The organism is Aurantiacibacter hainanensis, from assembly GCF_036321025.1.
GTDB lineage: Bacteria > Pseudomonadota > Alphaproteobacteria > Sphingomonadales > Sphingomonadaceae > Alteraurantiacibacter > Alteraurantiacibacter hainanensis.
In genome coordinates this window covers 1,607,141-1,623,517 of the sequence record NZ_JAZAPB010000002.1, presented here as the reverse complement: position 1 = coordinate 1,623,517, position 16,377 = coordinate 1,607,141, and the positions used below count along the sequence as shown (strand labels likewise).

The 16,377-nt window shown below is 64.2% G+C and carries 18 protein-coding genes; 6 read left to right on the top strand and 12 right to left on the bottom strand.

Annotated elements, in window-relative coordinates:
* Window positions 1–52 precede the first annotated feature (52 nt).
* The 11 genes from lexA to AAA989_RS15260 all read right to left on the bottom strand — a co-directional run bounded on the left by lexA (window position 53) and on the right by AAA989_RS15260 (window position 10,595).
* Window positions 53–724, bottom strand: a complete 672-nt coding sequence (gene lexA / locus AAA989_RS15310) for a transcriptional repressor LexA (RefSeq protein ID WP_338245070.1) — start codon at window positions 722–724, stop codon at window positions 53–55.
* A 71-nt stretch (window positions 725–795) separates the two neighbouring features.
* Entirely contained in the window at window positions 796–2,001 is a 1,206-nt protein-coding gene (locus tag AAA989_RS15305; RefSeq protein ID WP_338245068.1) for a molybdopterin molybdotransferase MoeA, read from the bottom strand.
* A gap of 6 nt (window positions 2,002–2,007) precedes the next feature.
* A complete protein-coding gene (gene moaC, locus AAA989_RS15300) occupies window positions 2,008–2,478 on the bottom strand; it encodes a cyclic pyranopterin monophosphate synthase MoaC (RefSeq protein WP_338245066.1) in 471 nt (156 codons plus the stop codon).
* Between the two features lie 40 nt (window positions 2,479–2,518).
* Window positions 2,519–2,899, bottom strand: a complete 381-nt coding sequence (locus tag AAA989_RS15295) for a DUF3597 domain-containing protein (protein ID WP_338245064.1) — start codon at window positions 2,897–2,899, stop codon at window positions 2,519–2,521.
* Between the two features lie 78 nt (window positions 2,900–2,977).
* The gene (trpC, locus tag AAA989_RS15290; protein ID WP_338245061.1) at window positions 2,978–3,766 is read right to left on the bottom strand and encodes an indole-3-glycerol phosphate synthase TrpC; all 789 of its coding nucleotides are present in this window, start codon (window positions 3,764–3,766) and stop codon (window positions 2,978–2,980) included.
* Window positions 3,763–4,755 carry an anthranilate phosphoribosyltransferase gene (gene trpD / locus AAA989_RS15285; RefSeq protein ID WP_338245059.1) on the bottom strand — a complete coding sequence of 331 codons (993 nt, stop codon included), beginning with the start codon at window positions 4,753–4,755 and terminating at the stop codon, window positions 3,763–3,765. Before trpD ends, trpC begins: the two co-directional genes overlap by 4 nt.
* Window positions 4,752–5,366 (bottom strand): anthranilate synthase component II, encoded by a 615-nt coding sequence (locus AAA989_RS15280; protein ID WP_338245057.1) that lies wholly within the window; start codon window positions 5,364–5,366, stop codon window positions 4,752–4,754. The genes trpD and AAA989_RS15280 overlap by 4 nt, the downstream gene beginning before the upstream one ends.
* Window positions 5,367–5,397: 31 nt before the next feature.
* A complete protein-coding gene (gene pip, locus AAA989_RS15275) occupies window positions 5,398–6,357 on the bottom strand; it encodes a prolyl aminopeptidase (protein WP_338245055.1) in 960 nt (319 codons plus the stop codon).
* Window positions 6,354–7,136 carry a phosphodiester glycosidase family protein gene (locus AAA989_RS15270; protein WP_338245053.1) on the bottom strand — a complete coding sequence of 261 codons (783 nt, stop codon included), beginning with the start codon at window positions 7,134–7,136 and terminating at the stop codon, window positions 6,354–6,356. Before AAA989_RS15270 ends, pip begins: the two co-directional genes overlap by 4 nt.
* Window positions 7,133–8,650 (bottom strand): anthranilate synthase component I, encoded by a 1,518-nt coding sequence (gene trpE / locus AAA989_RS15265; RefSeq protein ID WP_434781449.1) that lies wholly within the window; start codon window positions 8,648–8,650, stop codon window positions 7,133–7,135. The genes AAA989_RS15270 and trpE overlap by 4 nt, the downstream gene beginning before the upstream one ends.
* A 10-nt stretch (window positions 8,651–8,660) precedes the next feature.
* Window positions 8,661–10,595 (bottom strand): peptidylprolyl isomerase, encoded by a 1,935-nt coding sequence (locus AAA989_RS15260; protein WP_338245051.1) that lies wholly within the window; start codon window positions 10,593–10,595, stop codon window positions 8,661–8,663.
* A 237-nt stretch (window positions 10,596–10,832) separates the two neighbouring features.
* Here AAA989_RS15260 and tpiA point away from each other — a divergent pair, with 237 nt between their 5' ends.
* The 3 genes from tpiA to pyrG all read left to right on the top strand — a co-directional run bounded on the left by tpiA (window position 10,833) and on the right by pyrG (window position 13,815).
* Window positions 10,833–11,597, top strand: a complete 765-nt coding sequence (tpiA, locus tag AAA989_RS15255) for a triose-phosphate isomerase (protein ID WP_338245049.1) — start codon at window positions 10,833–10,835, stop codon at window positions 11,595–11,597.
* Between the two features lie 91 nt (window positions 11,598–11,688).
* Window positions 11,689–12,084, top strand: a complete 396-nt coding sequence (gene secG / locus AAA989_RS15250; RefSeq protein ID WP_338245047.1) for a preprotein translocase subunit SecG — start codon at window positions 11,689–11,691, stop codon at window positions 12,082–12,084.
* Between the two features lie 90 nt (window positions 12,085–12,174).
* Entirely contained in the window at window positions 12,175–13,815 is a 1,641-nt protein-coding gene (gene pyrG, locus AAA989_RS15245) for a CTP synthase (protein ID WP_338245045.1), read from the top strand.
* Between the two features lie 356 nt (window positions 13,816–14,171).
* Here the strand turns inward: pyrG and AAA989_RS15240 are convergent, their stop codons facing one another.
* Window positions 14,172–14,645 (bottom strand): Hsp20 family protein, encoded by a 474-nt coding sequence (locus AAA989_RS15240; RefSeq protein WP_338245043.1) that lies wholly within the window; start codon window positions 14,643–14,645, stop codon window positions 14,172–14,174.
* A gap of 127 nt (window positions 14,646–14,772) precedes the next feature.
* Here AAA989_RS15240 and grxC point away from each other — a divergent pair, with 127 nt between their 5' ends.
* The 3 genes from grxC to AAA989_RS15225 are packed head-to-tail and all read left to right on the top strand — an operon-like array spanning window position 14,773 to window position 16,346.
* On the top strand, window positions 14,773–15,036 hold the full coding sequence (gene grxC, locus AAA989_RS15235) for a glutaredoxin 3 (RefSeq protein ID WP_338245041.1): 264 nt from the start codon (window positions 14,773–14,775) through the stop codon (window positions 15,034–15,036).
* A gap of 9 nt (window positions 15,037–15,045) precedes the next feature.
* Window positions 15,046–15,873 carry a carbon-nitrogen hydrolase family protein gene (locus AAA989_RS15230; protein ID WP_338245039.1) on the top strand — a complete coding sequence of 276 codons (828 nt, stop codon included), beginning with the start codon at window positions 15,046–15,048 and terminating at the stop codon, window positions 15,871–15,873.
* Window positions 15,870–16,346, top strand: coding sequence for a DUF1178 family protein (locus tag AAA989_RS15225; protein ID WP_338245037.1), 477 nt, complete (start codon window positions 15,870–15,872; stop codon window positions 16,344–16,346). The genes AAA989_RS15230 and AAA989_RS15225 overlap by 4 nt, the downstream gene beginning before the upstream one ends.
* The last annotated feature ends 31 nt before the right edge of the window (window positions 16,347–16,377 follow it).

The window sequence follows — 16,377 nt, the reverse complement described above, 5'->3', positions numbered from 1 at the left end:
AAAAAGGCGGCACCCTCGAAGGATGCCGCCTCTTGCTCGCTCTGACAGCGCCTCAGTGGTAGCGCCGCAGCAAGCCCGCGAGCTTGCCTTGCACCTTGACCTGCCGATCTTCGTAAACCTGCGCGGTGTGGGTGGAATTGGCGGGATCGAGCCGGATCTTGCCGCCGTCGTGGTAGAGATACTTGAGCGTCGCTTCCTCGTCGTTGACCAGCGCCACCACGATATCGCCGTCGCGCGCAGTATCGGCCTTCTTCACGAGCGCGAAGTCGCCATCGAATATTCCCGCCTCGATCATCGAATCGCCGGAAACTTCAAGCGCATAGTGCTCGCCCGCACCGAGCAGGGCGGCCGGAACGGGCAGGGTCTGGTGATCCTCCAGCGCCTCGATCGGCATGCCCGCCGCGATGCGGCCGTGCAGCGGAATTTCGATCACGTCGTTGGCGGGTTCGGGCTTTGCAGCCGGGGGAGTGGTGGCCTTTGCCACGGGATCCGGGGCCTTCGCACCCACGTTCTCCGGCATCTTGACCACTTCCAGGGCTCGCGCCCGGTTGGGCAACCGGCGAATGAAACCGCGTTCTTCCAGAGCGGAGATCAGGCGGTGGACACCCGACTTGCTCTTCAGATCGAGCGCTTCCTTCATTTCCTCGAAACTGGGAGAAATGCCGCTGTCTTCCAGGCGGCGGTGTATGAACAGCAGCAATTCGTGTTGCTTGGCAGTCAACATGGGCAGGCCCCTCATCAATGTTCCACCCTTGGGAACGAATAAGGAACAATTAAGAAACAGATTCGCTCAAGTCAAGCGATACCGCCATTTTGGATGCGATAGGTCGGCACCAGTTCTCCCGGCTCAACAGCGGGTGCATCGATATCGCGGCGGATCAGGACATCGGCGGCGGCAAGTGCGCGCAGTGCGCTGCTATCCTGTTCCTCGATTGCCGCCACCCCACCATCGACAATCCGGCCACGAAGAAATTCGGTTCGCGAACTCCCGGCGGGGAGCGGGGACGTGCTACGCAAGTAGACGGCATCGGGCAGGGCAGTGGCTGCGCCCGCCATGGTGCGGAGCAGCGGGAGAAGGAAAAGATAGGCCGTGACGAAGCTCGATACCGGGTTTCCAGGCAGTCCGAGCACGACCTTCTCGTCTTTCCGGGCGACCATCAGCGGCTTGCCCGGCTTGATCGCCACACGCCAGAAATCGATTTGCGCACCCCATTTCTCGAGCGCCGGGCGCACGAGATCGTGATCGCCGACCGAGGCGCCGCCGCTTGTGACGATTACATCGGCGACCGAGGCGCGTTCGAGGCCATCGAGCATGTCGGCCATGGTGTCGCGAACCGGACCGATGCGGCGCAGGCGCGAAACCCATGGCCGGGCAAGGGCGGCGATTGCGGGACCGTTGCTGGCGGGAATCTGGTGCGGCGCACAATTCGCCGGATCCGCGCTCAACTCGTCTCCGCTGTCGAGAACAGCCAGGCTCGGCAAACGATGCGCGGACAGGCGCGAATGGCCGCCGGAGATGGCAAGTGCCAGCTGTGCCGGCCCGATCCGCGTCCCCGCGGGCAGGAGAACATCGCCCGCCGCGAAATCGAAACCGGCTCGACGGATATGGCGTGGGGTGGCTTCGCCTTCACCATTCAGCCGCAAGTGCTCGCCATCGCGTGTCGCGTTCTCCTGCAGCAGGATGGCGCCTGTACTTAGCGGCATCATCGCCCCGGTGGAAATCCGCGCAGCCTCGCCCTTGGCGATCGCGCCCTCGTAGGGATGTCCCGCCGCGCTCTCGCCCACGACGCGCCACGGGCCAAGCAGGTCGTTCTCCTGCAGGGCGTAGCCATCCATGGCGGAAAGATCGGCGCTGGGCTGGGTCCTGCGGGCGACCAGGTCTTCCGCCAGGACCCGACCGACAGCTTCCGAAGCATCGATGCTTTCAGCCGGCAAAGGCGAAGCGAGATCGCAGAGCCGCCGCTGCGCCTCTTCCAGGGGTAGGGGTTTCGGCAAAGCCATCGGGCGCTATTCCGCCCGCCAGTCGCCGCTCTTGCCGCCGGTCTTCTCGATAAGGCGGACCTGCTCGATGATCATGCCCTTTTCCAGGGCCTTGGCCATGTCGTAGAGCGTGAGGAGCGCGACGGTGGCCGCGGTGAGGGCCTCCATCTCCACTCCGGTCTTCCCCGTCAGCGCAGCGCGGGCCGTTACCTCGACCGCATGTTCGGTGAACGCGAAATCCACGCTGACGGTATCGAGCGCCAGCGGGTGGCACAGCGGGATCAATTCGCCGGTCTTCTTCGCCGCCATGATGCCGGCGATCCGCGCGGCGGACAGCACGTCTCCCTTCGGGCCGCTGCCATTCCTCACCGCTTCCAGCGTTGCGGGTGCGATGCGGATGCGACCGGCGGCAGTTGCACTGCGCACGGTTTCCGGCTTGCCGCCGACGTCCACCATGCGCGCGGCGCCCTTGTCGTCCAGATGGGTGAGATTGCTCATGCAGGCGACCTATCGCAGATCGCCCGGACGGAGCAACACGTTAGCTGCGCAGGCTTTGCGGAACCTTGCCGCCGTTCTCCGCCAGCTTGTCCATAACGTGGCGGTGAAGGGCGATATTTTCCTCGGCCTTGCCCGAATAGTCGTCATCGCCAAGCTCGTGTGCCAGTTCCTTGCGGTTCTCGTAGCTCGGGTCGAGGCCGACCAGCTTCATCAGGTCCACGATGGACGTGCGCCAGTTCAGCCGGTCAGAACCCTCCATCGCGTCCAGCCGCGCTTCCACATCGACCTCATCGATGGGTTCGCCTTTTGCCTGGGCCCGGCCGAACCCGCCCGAACCGGCAGTGGAGCTGGTGGGTGGCGCTTCCTGGGCTTTCGCTTCCTTGCCGAAGATCGCGTCCTTGATGGAACCGAAGATACCCATTGCCGTCTCCTTGCCGATTATGCGGGCTGAACTGCCGCATATCTATAGCGCTGCCGCGTGCAATGGTTCCCGGCAAGCCTAGCCCTGAAGCAACTTGCGCGTTGCCGCCTCGACGTCTTCGTGCCGCATCAGGCTCTCGCCCACTAGGAAGCAGCGCACGCCCGAGGCCGCCAGGCGCTGACAATCTGAGTGGGTGCTGATGCCGCTTTCTCCGACAAGCAGGCTGCCTTCCGGAGCAAGCCTTGCCAGGCGCTCCGTTGTCGCCAGATCGGTGCTGAAGGTCTTAAGGTCGCGGTTGTTAATCCCGATCAGCGGGGAGGTGAGCCGCTCGGCGGCTCGCTCCATTTCCGCCTCGTCATGCACCTCGACCAGCACGTCCATGCCGTAATGCAGGGCAGCGGCCTCGATCTCGGCCATCTGCGTGTCTTCCAGCGCGGCGACGATGATGAGGATGGCATCTGCGCCGATGGCCCGGCTTTCCGCAACCTGCCAGGTATCAACCATGAAGTCCTTGCGGAGGACCGGCAGGGCGCAGGACGCGCGCGCGTCGATCAGGTAATCCTCGTGCCCCTGGAAATAGGGCGCATCGGTGAGGACGGAGAGGCAGGCGGCGCCGCCCTTGGCGTAATCCATGGCATGCTGATGCGGGCGGAAGTCCTCGCGGATCAGGCCCTTTGACGGAGATGCCTTCTTGATCTCTGCGATCAGGCCGAAGCCGTCGCTGGCCTTGGCCTCCAGCGCGCGCTGAAACCCGCGCGGCGCCGATGCCTGCTTCGCCAGCAGGTCGAGATCGGATTGCGTGCGCGCAGCCTTGCGAACGCGCACCTCTTCGCGCTTGGTCGCGCAGATTTCCTCGAGCTTGTTCATTGCGCCGCCGCGATCCAGCAGTCGAGCAGGGCTTTCGCAAGGCCCTTGTCGAGCGCTTCGCCAGCCTCCTCGACGCCTTCTTCCCAGCTCTCGACCTCTCCCGCCACGATCAGCGAGCCTGCGGCATTGAACAGCACAGCGTCGCGGTAGGGGCCCGGCGTCCCCATCAGCAGCGCCTCCAGCGCGCGCGCATTGTGTTCGGCATCGCCGCCGCGGATCGCCTCCACCGGGGCGTGGGCAAGACCGGCATCCTCCGCCCGAACCCGGCGCATCAACACCTCGCGGCCGCGAACGTCGGCCAGCTCGTTGCCCTCATCCAGGCTGAGCTCGTCCAGCCCCTCGTCGCCAGACACGATGAAGGTGCGTTCCGTGCCAAGCCGCGCCATCGCATCGGCATAGATCGGAACGTAGGCAGGCCGGGCAATGCCGATCAACTGCCGACGCACCCGCGCGGGATTGGAAAGCGGGCCCATCAGGTTGAAGATCGTGCGCTTCCCCAGCTTCTGGCGAATGGGCTGGATGCGCGCCATGGCCGGGTGGTGGTTCTTGGCGAAGAGGAAACAGATGCCGATCTCGCGCAGGGTATGCTCCGCCGTGCGGCCCGCCGCATCCATGTCGAGGCCGAGAGCTTCCAGCGTATCGGCAGCACCGGCCTTGGAACTGGCTGCGCGGTTGCCGTGCTTGGCGACCGGGACACCGCAGGCCGCCACGACGAGGCTGACGGCGGTCGAGACATTCAGCGTGTGATGCCCGTCGCCGCCCGTACCGCAGACGTCGATGGCGTTTTCCGGCGCTTCGATGGGTATCAGCCTCGCGCGCATGGCCCGGGCGGCCCCGGTGATTTCCTCCGCGCGTTCGCCGCGATCGGACAGGTCCGAAAGAAAGCGGGCGATCTCGTCCTCGGACGGCTTGCCGTCCAGCATGTCGCCGAAAGCGCGCTCGGCTTGCTCTTCGCTCAGCGGATGATCGACGGGAGGGAGCACGCTCATGCCGGGACCTTCAGCGCGATGCCGCAAATCCGGCAGAAGTTGGCCAGCAGGTCGTGGCCATGTTCGGTGGCGATGCTCTCCGGATGGAACTGCACGCCGTGGATCGGCAATTCCGCATGGCGGAATCCCATCACGGCCGTTCCGTCCAGACCCGGTGTCTCGCTTGTGGCATTCACGATCAGGCAGTCGGGAATGTTCTCCACGATAAGCGAGTGATAGCGCGTGGCGGTGAAGGGGGAGGGCAGGCCTTCGAAGACGCCGGTGGAATCGTGATCGACGGGCGAGGTCTTGCCGTGCATCAGCCCGCCGCGGGTCACCTTGCCGCCGAAGTACTGCCCGATGGCCTGGTGGCCAAGGCACACGCCCAGGAGGGGGCGGCGTGCCTCTGCGCAGGCGGCCACGATATCCAGGCTGATTCCCGCTTCGTTCGGGGTGCAGGGGCCGGGCGAGATAAGGATGCCCGCAGCGCCGGTATTCAACGCCTCCTGCGCCGTGATCGCGTCGTTGCGTACCACGTCCACCTTCGCGCCCAGTTCCATGAGGTAGTGGACGAGGTTGAAGGTGAAGCTGTCGTAATTGTCGACAACGAGAATGTCGGGGCTTTCGCTCATGCGCCTGCCTTTGCCTTTCGCGGTCGTGCGATCAAGCGGATTTGCCAGCGAATTCGTCTGTCGCGCGCACAAGGCCGTCCACGATGCCCGGTTCGGACGCGCTGTGGCCCGCATCGTGGACGATGCGCAGGTCCGCTTCGGGCCAGGCTTTCTTCAGATCCCAGGCCGAGACGGGCGGTGTGCAGATATCGTGGCGCCCCTGGACGATGATGCCCGGTATGCCCTGCAACCTGGGAGCACCGGCAAGCAGTTGTCCTTCTTCCAGGAAGAAATCTTCAAGGAAGAAGCGGGCGCAGATGCGCGCGAAGGGTACGGCTTTCGAAGGGTCGGCGAAGCTGTCCAGCAGTTCCTCGTTCGGAAGCAGCGTGGCAACATTGCCTTCCCAGAGGGACCATTCGCGGACGGCGGCAAGCCGGGTTTCCTCGTCGTCGCTGGTCAGACGGTCGTGATAGGCCTTCACCAGGTTGCCGCGTTCCGCCTCAGGGATCAGGCCCGTGAAGGCATCCCACTGCTCGGCCATGATTTCGCTGGCGCCGTATCCGTAGAGCCAGGATTTTTCCTTCTGCCGCCCCAGGAAGACGCCGCGTAGCACCAGTTCGCTGGTGGGTTCCGGGTGGGTCTGCGCATAGGCGAGAGCCAGCGTCGCTCCCCAGCTGCCCCCGAACACCTGCCAGCTATCGAACCCGCACATTTCGCGCAGGCGTTCCATGTCCTCGACGATGCGCCAGGTGTCGTTGTTTTCGATCTCGGCAAAGGGCTTCGACTTGCCGCAGCCCCGCTGGTCGAACAGCAGGACATCGTAGAGATCGGGGTCCCACTGGCGACGATGATCCTCGCTGATTCCCCCGCCCGGCCCGCCGTGGAGCATGACCGCCGGCTTTGCGCCCTTCGTGCCCACGCGTTCCCAGTAGAGCGAGTGGCCTTCACCCACTTCCAGCATGCCGCTGTCGAAGGGTTCGATGGGCGGGTAGAGGTCTCGATAATTGCTCATTGATCGGTCTTTCTGTCGGTGACGACGATGAGGGGCCCGATGGGGGCGCCGGTATCCACGCGGCCCTTCGCAGGGTCCCACATCTGCGAGACGGTTCCATCGAGGAAGAGCGCGTTGTTGACGTTCAGCACGTCGCGATAGAGCCGCGCCAGCTTGCCGAAACTCACAGGTGCCTCGCTGATCACGAAATGCGCGCGGCCGGCGGCGTCCACTCCCACCGCGTTCCGGATCTTGCGACTGGTCCCGTCGATATCGAAGGCGGGGTGCAACTGCCCGCTCGCGACCAGCATGGGGCCGGACTGTGTGGCGAAATGCGGACGGTCCTCGATCTCGCGGGCAAATCGTTCGGTTTCCCAGACGCGCCAAGGGCCTTCTGCGGTGGCGCCGAAGAACACGCCGTTGGGCAGCAGGTGAAAATTGCCCGGCCCTTCGTTCTGGTTGAGGACCGTCAATCGCAGGCCGTCCTCGACGTAATAGCCGATGGGTTGGCCTTCGCCATCGAACATGCCGCCGTTCACGGCCAGCGCGATATCTCCGTCTTCCTCGTCCACTCCCTCGGCCAGGGCCTCCAGCGAGCGGTAGGGCCGATCGGATCCGTCGGGCGACAGATCCATGCCGATGGCATGTTCGCCGGGCTCGGCGATGCAATGGGTGAAGGGCGAATCCTCGAACACGATGGGATCGCAGATTGAATCGCGCGCCGCCTGCTCGTCGCCATCGGCGCGGATCGTGCAGGCCGTCAGGAACAGCAGGGAAAGGATCGCCGGCAGCCGGCTCACTGGCCGAACCCGGGTTCGCTAGCCACCTCCATGGCTTCCCGCGCGGCGGCGATCAGGGCGCCGGCCTTGTGACGACATTCTGCCGCCTCGTAATCAGGGTCGCTGTCGGCGACGATCCCGGCCCCGGCCTGAACGTGCATGGTGCCATCCTTCACCACGGCGGTGCGCAGGACGATGCAGCTGTCGACGGACCCGTCCGGCGCGAAATAGCCCACGCCGCCGGCATAGGGTCCGCGGGTCTCGGGCTCCAGCTCGGCGATGATCTCGCAGGCCCTGATCTTGGGCGCTCCGCTGACCGTGCCGGCAGGGAAACCGGCAAACAGGGCGTCGAGGGCATCGTGGTCCTCCGCCAGACGGCCCACCACGTTACTGACGATGTGCATCACGTGGCTGTAGCGTTCGACGGTGAAGCTGTCGGTCACCGTCACGCTGTCGGCTCCGGCCACGCGGCCGACGTCATTGCGTCCCAGGTCGAGGAGCATCAGGTGTTCGGCGCACTCCTTGGGATCGGCCAGCAGGCTGGCCTCGTTCGCCTTGTCCTCGCTTTCGGTCGCGCCCCTGGGCCGGGTGCCCGCAATCGGACGGATCGTGACCTCGCCATCGCGTACGCGAACCAGGATTTCGGGACTGGAGCCCACCACGGCGAAACCGGGAAGGTCGAGGAAGTAGAGGAAGGGCGAGGGGTTTACCCGCCGCAGGGCGCGGTAGAGAGCGATCGGAGGTAGCGGGAAGGGGCAGGTGAAGCGCTGGGCGAGCACGACCTGGAAAATGTCTCCGGCGGTGATGTAGTCCTTCGCGCGAAGGACCATGCGCTCGTATTCCGCAGGGGCGGTCACCGCCTTAAGGTGAGCGTCCGGCAAGTCTGCGGGGCACGGCGTTTCCGGAACCTTGCCGCCAAGTCGCCTCAGCACGTCGTCGATCCGCTCTCCGGCACGCTCGATGCGGGTATCGGCGTCGGCATCCGTGGTGCCGGCCCACAGCGGCGCGATGGCGTAGAGCGCGTCGGTCAGCCCGTCGAACACCAGCACCAGCGCCGGGCGGGCGAACAGCATGTCGGGCAAATCCAGCTCGCTCTGCGGCGCGCGGGGCAGGTCTTCGACAAGACCGATGGTCTCGTACCCGAAATAGCCGACAAGGCAGGCCAGGGCGGGCGGCAGCCCCTCGGGCATGTCGATCCGGCAGGCATTCGCCAGGGCACGAAGCTCCGCCATGGCATCGCCGTCCAGCGGATCGAACGCTTCACGATCATGGCGCCATTCGCGATTGACCTCCGCGGCTGCACCGGTGGCCCGGAACATCAGGTCGGGGTCCAGGCCAAGCAGGCTGTATCGACCACGGATTTCGCCACCCTCGACGGATTCGAGCAGGAAGTCGCCGCGCCCCGGCTCGATCAGCTTGAGCGCTGCCCCGATCGGCGTTTCGGTGTCCGCCACCACGCGCCGCCACACCAGCGTGTTGCGGCCTTCGTCAAGCGCGCGCCTTGCGGCCTGTGCATTGAGCAGTGCGGCGGACAATCGCGGGCCCCTAGTTCAGGGAACCGGTCAGCTGGGCGCGAACGGCATCGACGGCGGTCTGGTTGATTTCGACCTCGAAAGTCTCTTCCGCACCGGCCAGGAACTGCTGCAGGTATTCCTCGCCAGCGGCCTGCGCGAGCTGCTGCCGGGTGGAGACGACGACCGGATCGCCCTCGTCCACGTCCGCGGTCTGGATCTCGTCCAGCGACATGACGAACCAGGTGTTCGCCTCGGGCACGCGGACGCGCTTTGCCGTTCCTTCGGCCATCGAGAAGAACAGCAGGCTCGCGCGGGAAAGCTGGCCCTGCTCGGCCAGTTGGCGGCGGTTGATGCGCAGCGGCTCGGGCGCGGGAAGGTCGACTTCCTCGGCGGCGACGGCTTCAGCCAGCGTGGCTCCGCCTTCCACACGCTCGAGAATGCGCGAGGCGGCAGCGGCAGCCGCCGCCATGCCCCGGTCCCGGCGCCAGTCTTCCGTTACCTCGCTGCGGATTTCGGCAAGCGGCGCGGCGGCGCTGCGAGTAACCTGCGAAACCTCGAACATCAGGAACTGTTCGCCCGGAACGATCTCCGTCAGCGCAGGGTCGCTGCCTTCTTCCATCTGGAACGCGAAATCGACGACCCGCGAAAGCTCCGCCGGAACGCTTTCCTGGGTGCCATAGATGCGGCCATCCGCCGTGATCGGCGGGGTGGTGGAAATTTCCAGACCCAGCTGCTCTGCGGCTTCGGACAGGCTGCGGCCGTCCGCGAAATCGTCTTCCAGCTGCTCGGTGAGTTCGTTCAGCGCGAGACGGCGACGCTCTTCCTGCAATTGCTCGCGAATAGAATCGCTTGCCTGTTCCAGCGTCCTGCCGCTGACGCGCGTGACATTGTCGACGCGCAGCACGTACCATCCCAGTTCACCGCGCACCGGTCCCACGAGGGTGCCCTGCGATGCCTCGAAAGCTTCCTCGGCCACGTCCTCGGATGTCTGCGAAGCAAAGGCCTGGCGATCCTGATCGGTCAGGCTGACGGTGCTCAGCCCCTTCGACTGGGCAGAGGCCTCTAGAGACACGCCGCCGCGCACCTCGTCGATCACCGCCTGCGCCGCGGCCTCGGTGGGAACGACGAGTTGGGTGAAATCGCGTTGCTGGCTGGCCGAATAGACCTGTGCATCGCGCTGGTAGCGCCGGGCAATCTGTTCATCGGTGATCGCCGGAAGGTCACCCACCGCTTCGATATCGAAGGTGACATAGCGCAGCGTGCGCCGTTCGGGCCTGATGTAATCGGAACGATTGGCCTGATAGTATTCCTGGAGCTGCTCCTGGCTGGGCTCTCCTTCCGGAGCGAATGCCGCGGCCGTGAGAGCAGCCGCGCTGCCGATGCGGGTGTCGTTGATCAGCTGTGCATAACGCCGGGTCAGACTGTCTGGCAGGGCAGCGCCATAGCCGATCGGCAGGACCAGCTGGCGGGCGTAAAGGCCCATGGCCAGATCGTCGCGGACCGTGCTTTCGGTGAGGCCCTGGCGGCGCAGCGCCTCGCGGAAAGCATCCGCGCTGAAAGAGCCGTCCAGCCCCTGGAAGGCCGGTATGTTGACGATCTCGCTGTCCACAAGGCGGTTGCCCGCCCGAAGACCCAGGCTGCGCGCGAATTCCGCGATGGCCGCGCGGCTGATCATCTGATCGAGAACCTCGTCCAGTCCGCCCTGGGCAAAGAATCCTTCCATCGTAAGGGTCGGATCCTGTGCGCGCGCCTGCTGCAGTGCGTTGTTCGCATTGGTGCTCAGGTCGTTCGTGGAAATGCGGCGGTCGCCGACCACGGCCACGCGGTCGCCCCCCGTAACCCCGCCGAACATGCCGGTGTTGGCCACGTCCGAGCTGGCAAATGCGATGGCGATCAGGCCAAGGAAGGCCAGCGTCACACCGACGCCGATCTTCGACTGGAAAAACTTGCGGAAAAAGGAAATCATCGATCGATCGTTTTCTGTAGCTGTGCGGCGGACAGAGAAAATGCACGCCTTGTCTCGCGGTCGCTTTATCCGCCCTGCGACTCTCCCGCAACAGGCTGCGACAGCTTTCCCGCAAAGTGCAAAACCTGCTTTGACAAGCAGGGGAGGGCAGACTAGCGCGCTCCGGAGTATTTGCGGCAAAAAGGGCGTTTCGGCGCCCACCGCGTTCGAGTTGAAATCCACGGAAAAAGCAGAAACATGTCCAATCGACCCTACATCGTCGGCAACTGGAAAATGCACGGCACCCGCGCCATGCTGGCCGAAGCGCGCGCCATCGATCGGGCTGCGGAGCGGCTTCTGAAGGTCGAAGTGGCTCTGGCCCCGCCGTTCACGCTGATCCACGCCACGCGCAAGGAAGCGAACCTGATCGGTATCGGGGCGCAGGATGTGCACCCGGCCGATGGCGGCGCGCATACCGGAGACGTCTCCGCCGCGATGGTAAAGGATGCCGGTGCCGGTTTCACCATCGTCGGCCACTCGGAACGTCGCGCCAACCACAAGGAAAGCGATGCCCTGGTCAAGGAAAAGGCCGAGGCGGCAATCGCTGCGGGCATGAACGTGATCGTCTGCGTTGGCGAAACGGAAGACGAGCGGGATGCCGGCAAGGCCGAAAGCGTGGTCGAACAGCAGCTCAGCGGCTCCCTGCCAGGCGGCGATGGCGTCGCCGAGAAGATTACCGTGGCCTACGAACCCGTATGGGCCATCGGCACGGGCCGCACGCCGACCGTCGAGGATATCGGTGCCATGCACCGCCACATTCGCGAGAAGCTTGTCGCGATGTTCGGCGAGGAAGGTCAGGCTGTCCGCATTCTCTACGGCGGATCGGTGAAGCCGGACAACGCCGGCGAACTTCTCGCTGCGGACGAGGTCGGCGGCGCTCTGGTGGGCGGCGCCAGCCTCACGGCAGAGAGCTTTCTCGGCATCATCATGGCGGCCGCCGACAACCAGGAAGACAAGTCCTGATCGCGGCGCTCCCGCCAGCCCCCTTGTGACTGGCGGCGCGGGCGACTACATCACGCGCCACTTTCCCTTCTAGATTGTTCTGATAACCGACATGACCCTGTTCATCTTCCTCACCGTCATCCAGGCCATCGTTGCCGCGGTCCTGATCGGTCTCGTGCTCATGCAACGCTCCGAAGGCGGGGGCCTTGGCATCGGCGGCGGGGGCAGCCCCGGCGGCCTTATGTCGGCACGCGGTGCGGCAGACTTCCTTTCGCGCGCCACCAAGTGGTCGGCCATCCTGTTCGTGGCCCTTTCGATCGTCCTGGCTGCCCTGGCAGTCGACGTTTCCGGCCAGCGCGATTTCGATGACACGCTCGATCGTTCGACGACGACCTCGGGCAGCACTTCGCAGGATCCGATCCCGGGCGATCCGGGTCTCGACGGGGAAGCGCCGGTCGATCCGGTGCCTGCGCCCGAAGAGGATCCGCTGGCGGACATCGCCGAATAGGATTTTCTGCAGGCAATGCGCCTGTATCGTTGAAAAGATCGTCCAAAGCGCTTGCGCCGAATCCGGGTGTGAGCTTAAGGCCCGACTCCCATGGCGCGGTACATTTTTATCACCGGCGGCGTGGTCTCCTCGCTCGGCAAAGGTCTCATGGCGGCATCGCTTGCTGCCCTTCTCCAGGCGCGCGGGTACAAGGTCCGCATCCGCAAGTTCGATCCTTACCTGAACGTCGATCCGGGCACTATGAGCCCGTATCAGCACGGCGAGGTCTACGTCACGGACGACGGGGCCGAGACCGATCTGGACCTAGGACACTACGAACGCTTCACCGGCGTTTCGGCGCACCAGAACGACAACATCACCTCGGGCCGGGTCTATCGCGACATCATCGCCAAGGAACGCCGCGGCGATTACCTGGGCGCCACGGTGCAGGTGATCCCGCATGTAACGGACGCGATCAAGGAATTCGCGCTGGCCGACCAGGGCGATCACGATTTCATCCTGTGCGAGATCGGCGGCACGGTGGGCGACATCGAGAGCCTGCCGTTCATGGAAGCCATTCGCCAGCTGCGTAACGAGCTGGAGCCGGACCAGACCGTCTCCGTCCACGTTACCCTGGTGCCCTACATCGCTGCAGCCGGCGAGTTGAAGACCAAACCCACGCAGCACTCCGTGCGCGAGCTGGCTTCGCTCGGTATCAAGCCCGATGTGCTGCTGTGCCGGTGCGAACACCCCTTGCCCGAAAGCGAGCGGCAGAAGATCGCCAACTTCTGCAACGTGCGCAAGGAATCCGTGATCCCCGCGCTCGATGCGACGAGCATCTACGCCGTCCCGCAGCAATACCATAACGAAGGGCTGGACAGCGAGGTGCTGCGCCATTTCGGAATGCTTGGCACTTCCAATCCGCCCGACATGGCGCGCTGGGTAGACGTCGTCGACCGCTACGAGCATCCCGAGGGCGAGGTCACCATCGGCGTCGTGGGCAAGTACGTGGGCCTGCCCGATGCCTACAAGTCTCTGAACGAGGCGCTGGTCCATGGCGGCATGGCCAATCGCACGAAGGTCAACATCCGGTGGATCGATGCCGAAGTGTTCGAGCAGGACGACAGTGAGATTGCCGCCGCGCTGGAGCCGCTGCACGGCATCCTGGTGCCCGGCGGGTTCGGCGAACGCGGGTCGGAGGGCAAGATCGCCTCGGTCCGCTTCGCGCGCGAGCGCAAGGTGCCGTTCTTCGGCATCTGCCTTGGCATGCAGATGGCGTGCATCGAGGGCGCGCGCAATACGGCCGGGTTCATGAGCGCTTCCTCGACGGAGTTCGGCGAGACGCCGGAACCTGTCGTGGGCATCATCACCGAGTGGATGAGCAAGGAAGGCCTGCAAAAGCGGTCTGCCGAAACCGATCTTGGCGGAACGATGCGCCTGGGCGCCTACGAGGCGAAGCTGGCAGGAAACAGCCGTGTTTCGAACATCTACGGCGGGGCGACGTCCATTTCAGAGCGCCATCGCCACCGTTACGAGGTCAACTCGGCCTACATGGAGCCGCTGGAGCGTGGCGGATTGATCTTTTCCGGAATGTCACCCGATGGATTGCTGCCCGAAATTGTCGAAAGGCCGGATCACCCCTGGTTCGTCGGTGTCCAGTTCCATCCGGAATTGAAGAGTCGACCGTTCGATCCGCACCCCTTGTTCAGTGGATTTATAGCAGCAGCGCTGGAGCAGTCTCGACTGGTTTAGGTAAGTCCGTGATTCTGGACAAATAAATTTCTTAATCCAGAGTAATGGCAGAATAATCTTGCATTACGACGGCCCTAAGGCGTAACCAAAGCTTCAGGGGCGCTCTAGGGTCATGCGCGCAGTCGGGGGGCTGCTGTTGCTTTCCTAACAAATGAATGCCCGGAAATTCAGACCGACCCGTGCCGGGCAACAGGGAATTCCCGTGCATCGTCGGTTCGGTCTTGCCGTTGTGGCAGGCTGTCTCTTGCGACCCGGACAGTCTATCCAGGGGCGAGTCGGCGCCATGCGCGTCGAGGGGGCGGGACCTTAGCAGGCTCCGCCCCCAACTCTTTGTTCAATGGACGATCAGAATGCGATCAGGCGGCGTCGGCCTGGTCGTCACCCTTGTCCTTGTTTTCAACGACCTTAAGCGAATTGCCGCCGATCGAGATCTTCTTCGGCTTCATCGCTTCGGGCACTTCGCGCACCAGGTCGATCACCAGCAGGCCATCGGCCAGGTCGGCATTGTCCACGCGGACGAAGTCGGCCAGTTCGAAGCGGCGTTCGAACCCGCGATTGGCGATACCGACATGCAGCATTTCGCCTTCGGGAGTTTCGTCGCGCTTCTTGCCCTGCACGGTCAGCAGGTTCTGCTGCGCGGTAATATCGAGGTCTTCCGGGCGGAACCCGGCCACGGCGATGGTGATGCGATAGGCATCTTCATCGCGACGCTCGATATTGAAGGGAGGGTAGTTGTCGCCGCTGTTGCGGGCGTTGCTTTCCAGCAGGTCGAACAGGCGATCGAACCCGACGGTGGAGCGGCGATAGGGAGAAAAGTCCATACGGTTCATTTGAAACAAATCCTCTTCTGAGCAATTTGACATGTATGCGGACCCGCTTTCGGCATCCGCAGGATTCAGATAGGGACAGGCTTTCCGGTTTCAAGAACTCCGGAATTGTCCACGAGAAGGGAAATTCGTGAGCACGCCAAAGGTCGAGATCTACACCAAGATGTATTGCGGCTTCTGCCACCGGGCGAAGCGTTTGCTGGATGAAAAGGGCGTGGAATACGAGGAATTCGACATCACGCTCGGCGGCGAAAAGCGGGAGGAAATGATGCAGCGCAAGCCCGATGCGCGCACCGTCCCGCAGATTTTCATCGACGACAAGGCCATAGGCGGATCGGACGATCTCGCCGCGCTTGAAAGGTCCGGTAAGCTTGACGCGCTCCTGGGTCGCTAGACAGGCCAGATGACCGCAATAGCCCTCTTGCAGATGACATCCGGTGTCGATCCGGATGCCAATGCCGCCACCATTGCCAAGGCAGCCGAGAGAGCCGCGGGGGAGGGGGCGCAGATGCTCTTCACCCCGGAAATGGCGGGTCTGCTTGACCGCGACCGCAAGCGTGCGGCGCAGAACATCGTTGCGGAGCGGGACAGCCGCACCGTCGAACGGGTATCCCGCGCGGCGCAGGACGCCGGCATCTGGATTGCCCTGGGTCTGCCGGTGCTGAAGGACGATGGACGGTGGGCGAACCGGACTCTTCTGTTCGACGCAAAGGGCGACATCGCCGCGCGCTACGACAAGATTCACATGTTCGATGTCGAACTCGATACCGGCGAAAGCTGGCGCGAATCCGCCGCTTACGCGCCGGGCGACGAGGTCGTGACGGTATCGGACACGCCGATCGGCAAGCTCGGGCTGACGATCTGCTACGACATTCGCTTTCCCGCACTGTTCGAGGAACTTGGTCGTCAGGGTTGCGATGCCATCGCGATCCCTGCCGCCTTCACCGTTCCTACCGGCAAGGCGCACTGGCACCTGCTGCAACGCGCCCGTGCCGTGGAAGCGAGCGCATTCGTTATCGGTGCCGCCCAGGTCGGCGAGCATGAAGACGGCCGCAACACCTACGGTCACTCGCTGGTCGTGGGGCCATGGGGAGATATCCTGCTCGACATGGGCGGCGAGGGACCCGGGCTGCAGGTGTGCGATATCGATACGGCACGCGTCGCGGAAGTGCGCAAGCAGCTCCCGAGCCTTGCCAACAAGCGCGATATCCCTAAATCACTCAGCCAATGATCGTTTTCGACCTTTCCTGCGACCAGGGCCATCGTTTCGAAGGCTGGTTTCGCTCGTCGGACGATTTCGCTTCTCAGAAGGAGCGCGGCCTCGTCGCTTGCCCTCAATGCGGGTCCCAGGCGGTGAGCAAGGCACCCATGGCGCCCGCCGTCGGCAAGAAGGGCAACCAGCAGTCGCTCCAGCGTGGAAAGGCGAGGGGAGGCAAGAACAAGGGCGTCTCCAACTTCCCGCTCACTCCGGAAGTCGCGGCCGCGCTGGATCAACTGGCAAAGGCACAGGCCAAGGCGCTGGAAAACAGCACCTGGGTCGGCAAGAACTTCGTCGAACAGTCGCGTGCGATGCACTACGGCGAGCGCGAGCATGAAGCCATTCACGGCGAAGCGAGCGTGGAGGAAGCGAAGGAGCTCCTCGATGAAGGCGTGCCGGTCGCTCCCCTGCCGTTACCAGTCGCTCCGCCCGAGGACGTGAACTAGGCGCAAGAGGCGCGCTCAGCGCGCGTGACTG

Bases quoted from the DNA above. Each gene is read 5' to 3' on its own strand.
- AAA989_RS15230 (WP_338245039.1), top strand. From the start codon at position 15,046: ATGACCGCAATAGCCCTCTTGCAGATGACATCCGGTGTCGATCCGGAT.
- trpC (WP_338245061.1), bottom strand. From the start codon at position 3,766: ATGAACAAGCTCGAGGAAATCTGCGCGACCAAGCGCGAAGAGGTGCGC.
- trpD (WP_338245059.1), bottom strand. From the start codon at position 4,755: ATGAGCGTGCTCCCTCCCGTCGATCATCCGCTGAGCGAAGAGCAAGCC.
- AAA989_RS15280 (WP_338245057.1), bottom strand. From the start codon at position 5,366: ATGAGCGAAAGCCCCGACATTCTCGTTGTCGACAATTACGACAGCTTC.
- AAA989_RS15225 (WP_338245037.1), top strand. From the start codon at position 15,870: ATGATCGTTTTCGACCTTTCCTGCGACCAGGGCCATCGTTTCGAAGGC.
- moaC (WP_338245066.1), bottom strand. From the start codon at position 2,478: ATGAGCAATCTCACCCATCTGGACGACAAGGGCGCCGCGCGCATGGTG.
- AAA989_RS15305 (WP_338245068.1), bottom strand. From the start codon at position 2,001: ATGGCTTTGCCGAAACCCCTACCCCTGGAAGAGGCGCAGCGGCGGCTC.
- secG (WP_338245047.1), top strand. From the start codon at position 11,689: ATGACCCTGTTCATCTTCCTCACCGTCATCCAGGCCATCGTTGCCGCG.
- AAA989_RS15295 (WP_338245064.1), bottom strand. From the start codon at position 2,899: ATGGGTATCTTCGGTTCCATCAAGGACGCGATCTTCGGCAAGGAAGCG.
- pyrG (WP_338245045.1), top strand. From the start codon at position 12,175: ATGGCGCGGTACATTTTTATCACCGGCGGCGTGGTCTCCTCGCTCGGC.
- pip (WP_338245055.1), bottom strand. From the start codon at position 6,357: ATGAGCAATTATCGAGACCTCTACCCGCCCATCGAACCCTTCGACAGC.
- lexA (WP_338245070.1), bottom strand. From the start codon at position 724: ATGTTGACTGCCAAGCAACACGAATTGCTGCTGTTCATACACCGCCGC.
- AAA989_RS15240 (WP_338245043.1), bottom strand. From the start codon at position 14,645: ATGAACCGTATGGACTTTTCTCCCTATCGCCGCTCCACCGTCGGGTTC.
- tpiA (WP_338245049.1), top strand. From the start codon at position 10,833: ATGTCCAATCGACCCTACATCGTCGGCAACTGGAAAATGCACGGCACC.
- AAA989_RS15260 (WP_338245051.1), bottom strand. From the start codon at position 10,595: ATGATTTCCTTTTTCCGCAAGTTTTTCCAGTCGAAGATCGGCGTCGGT.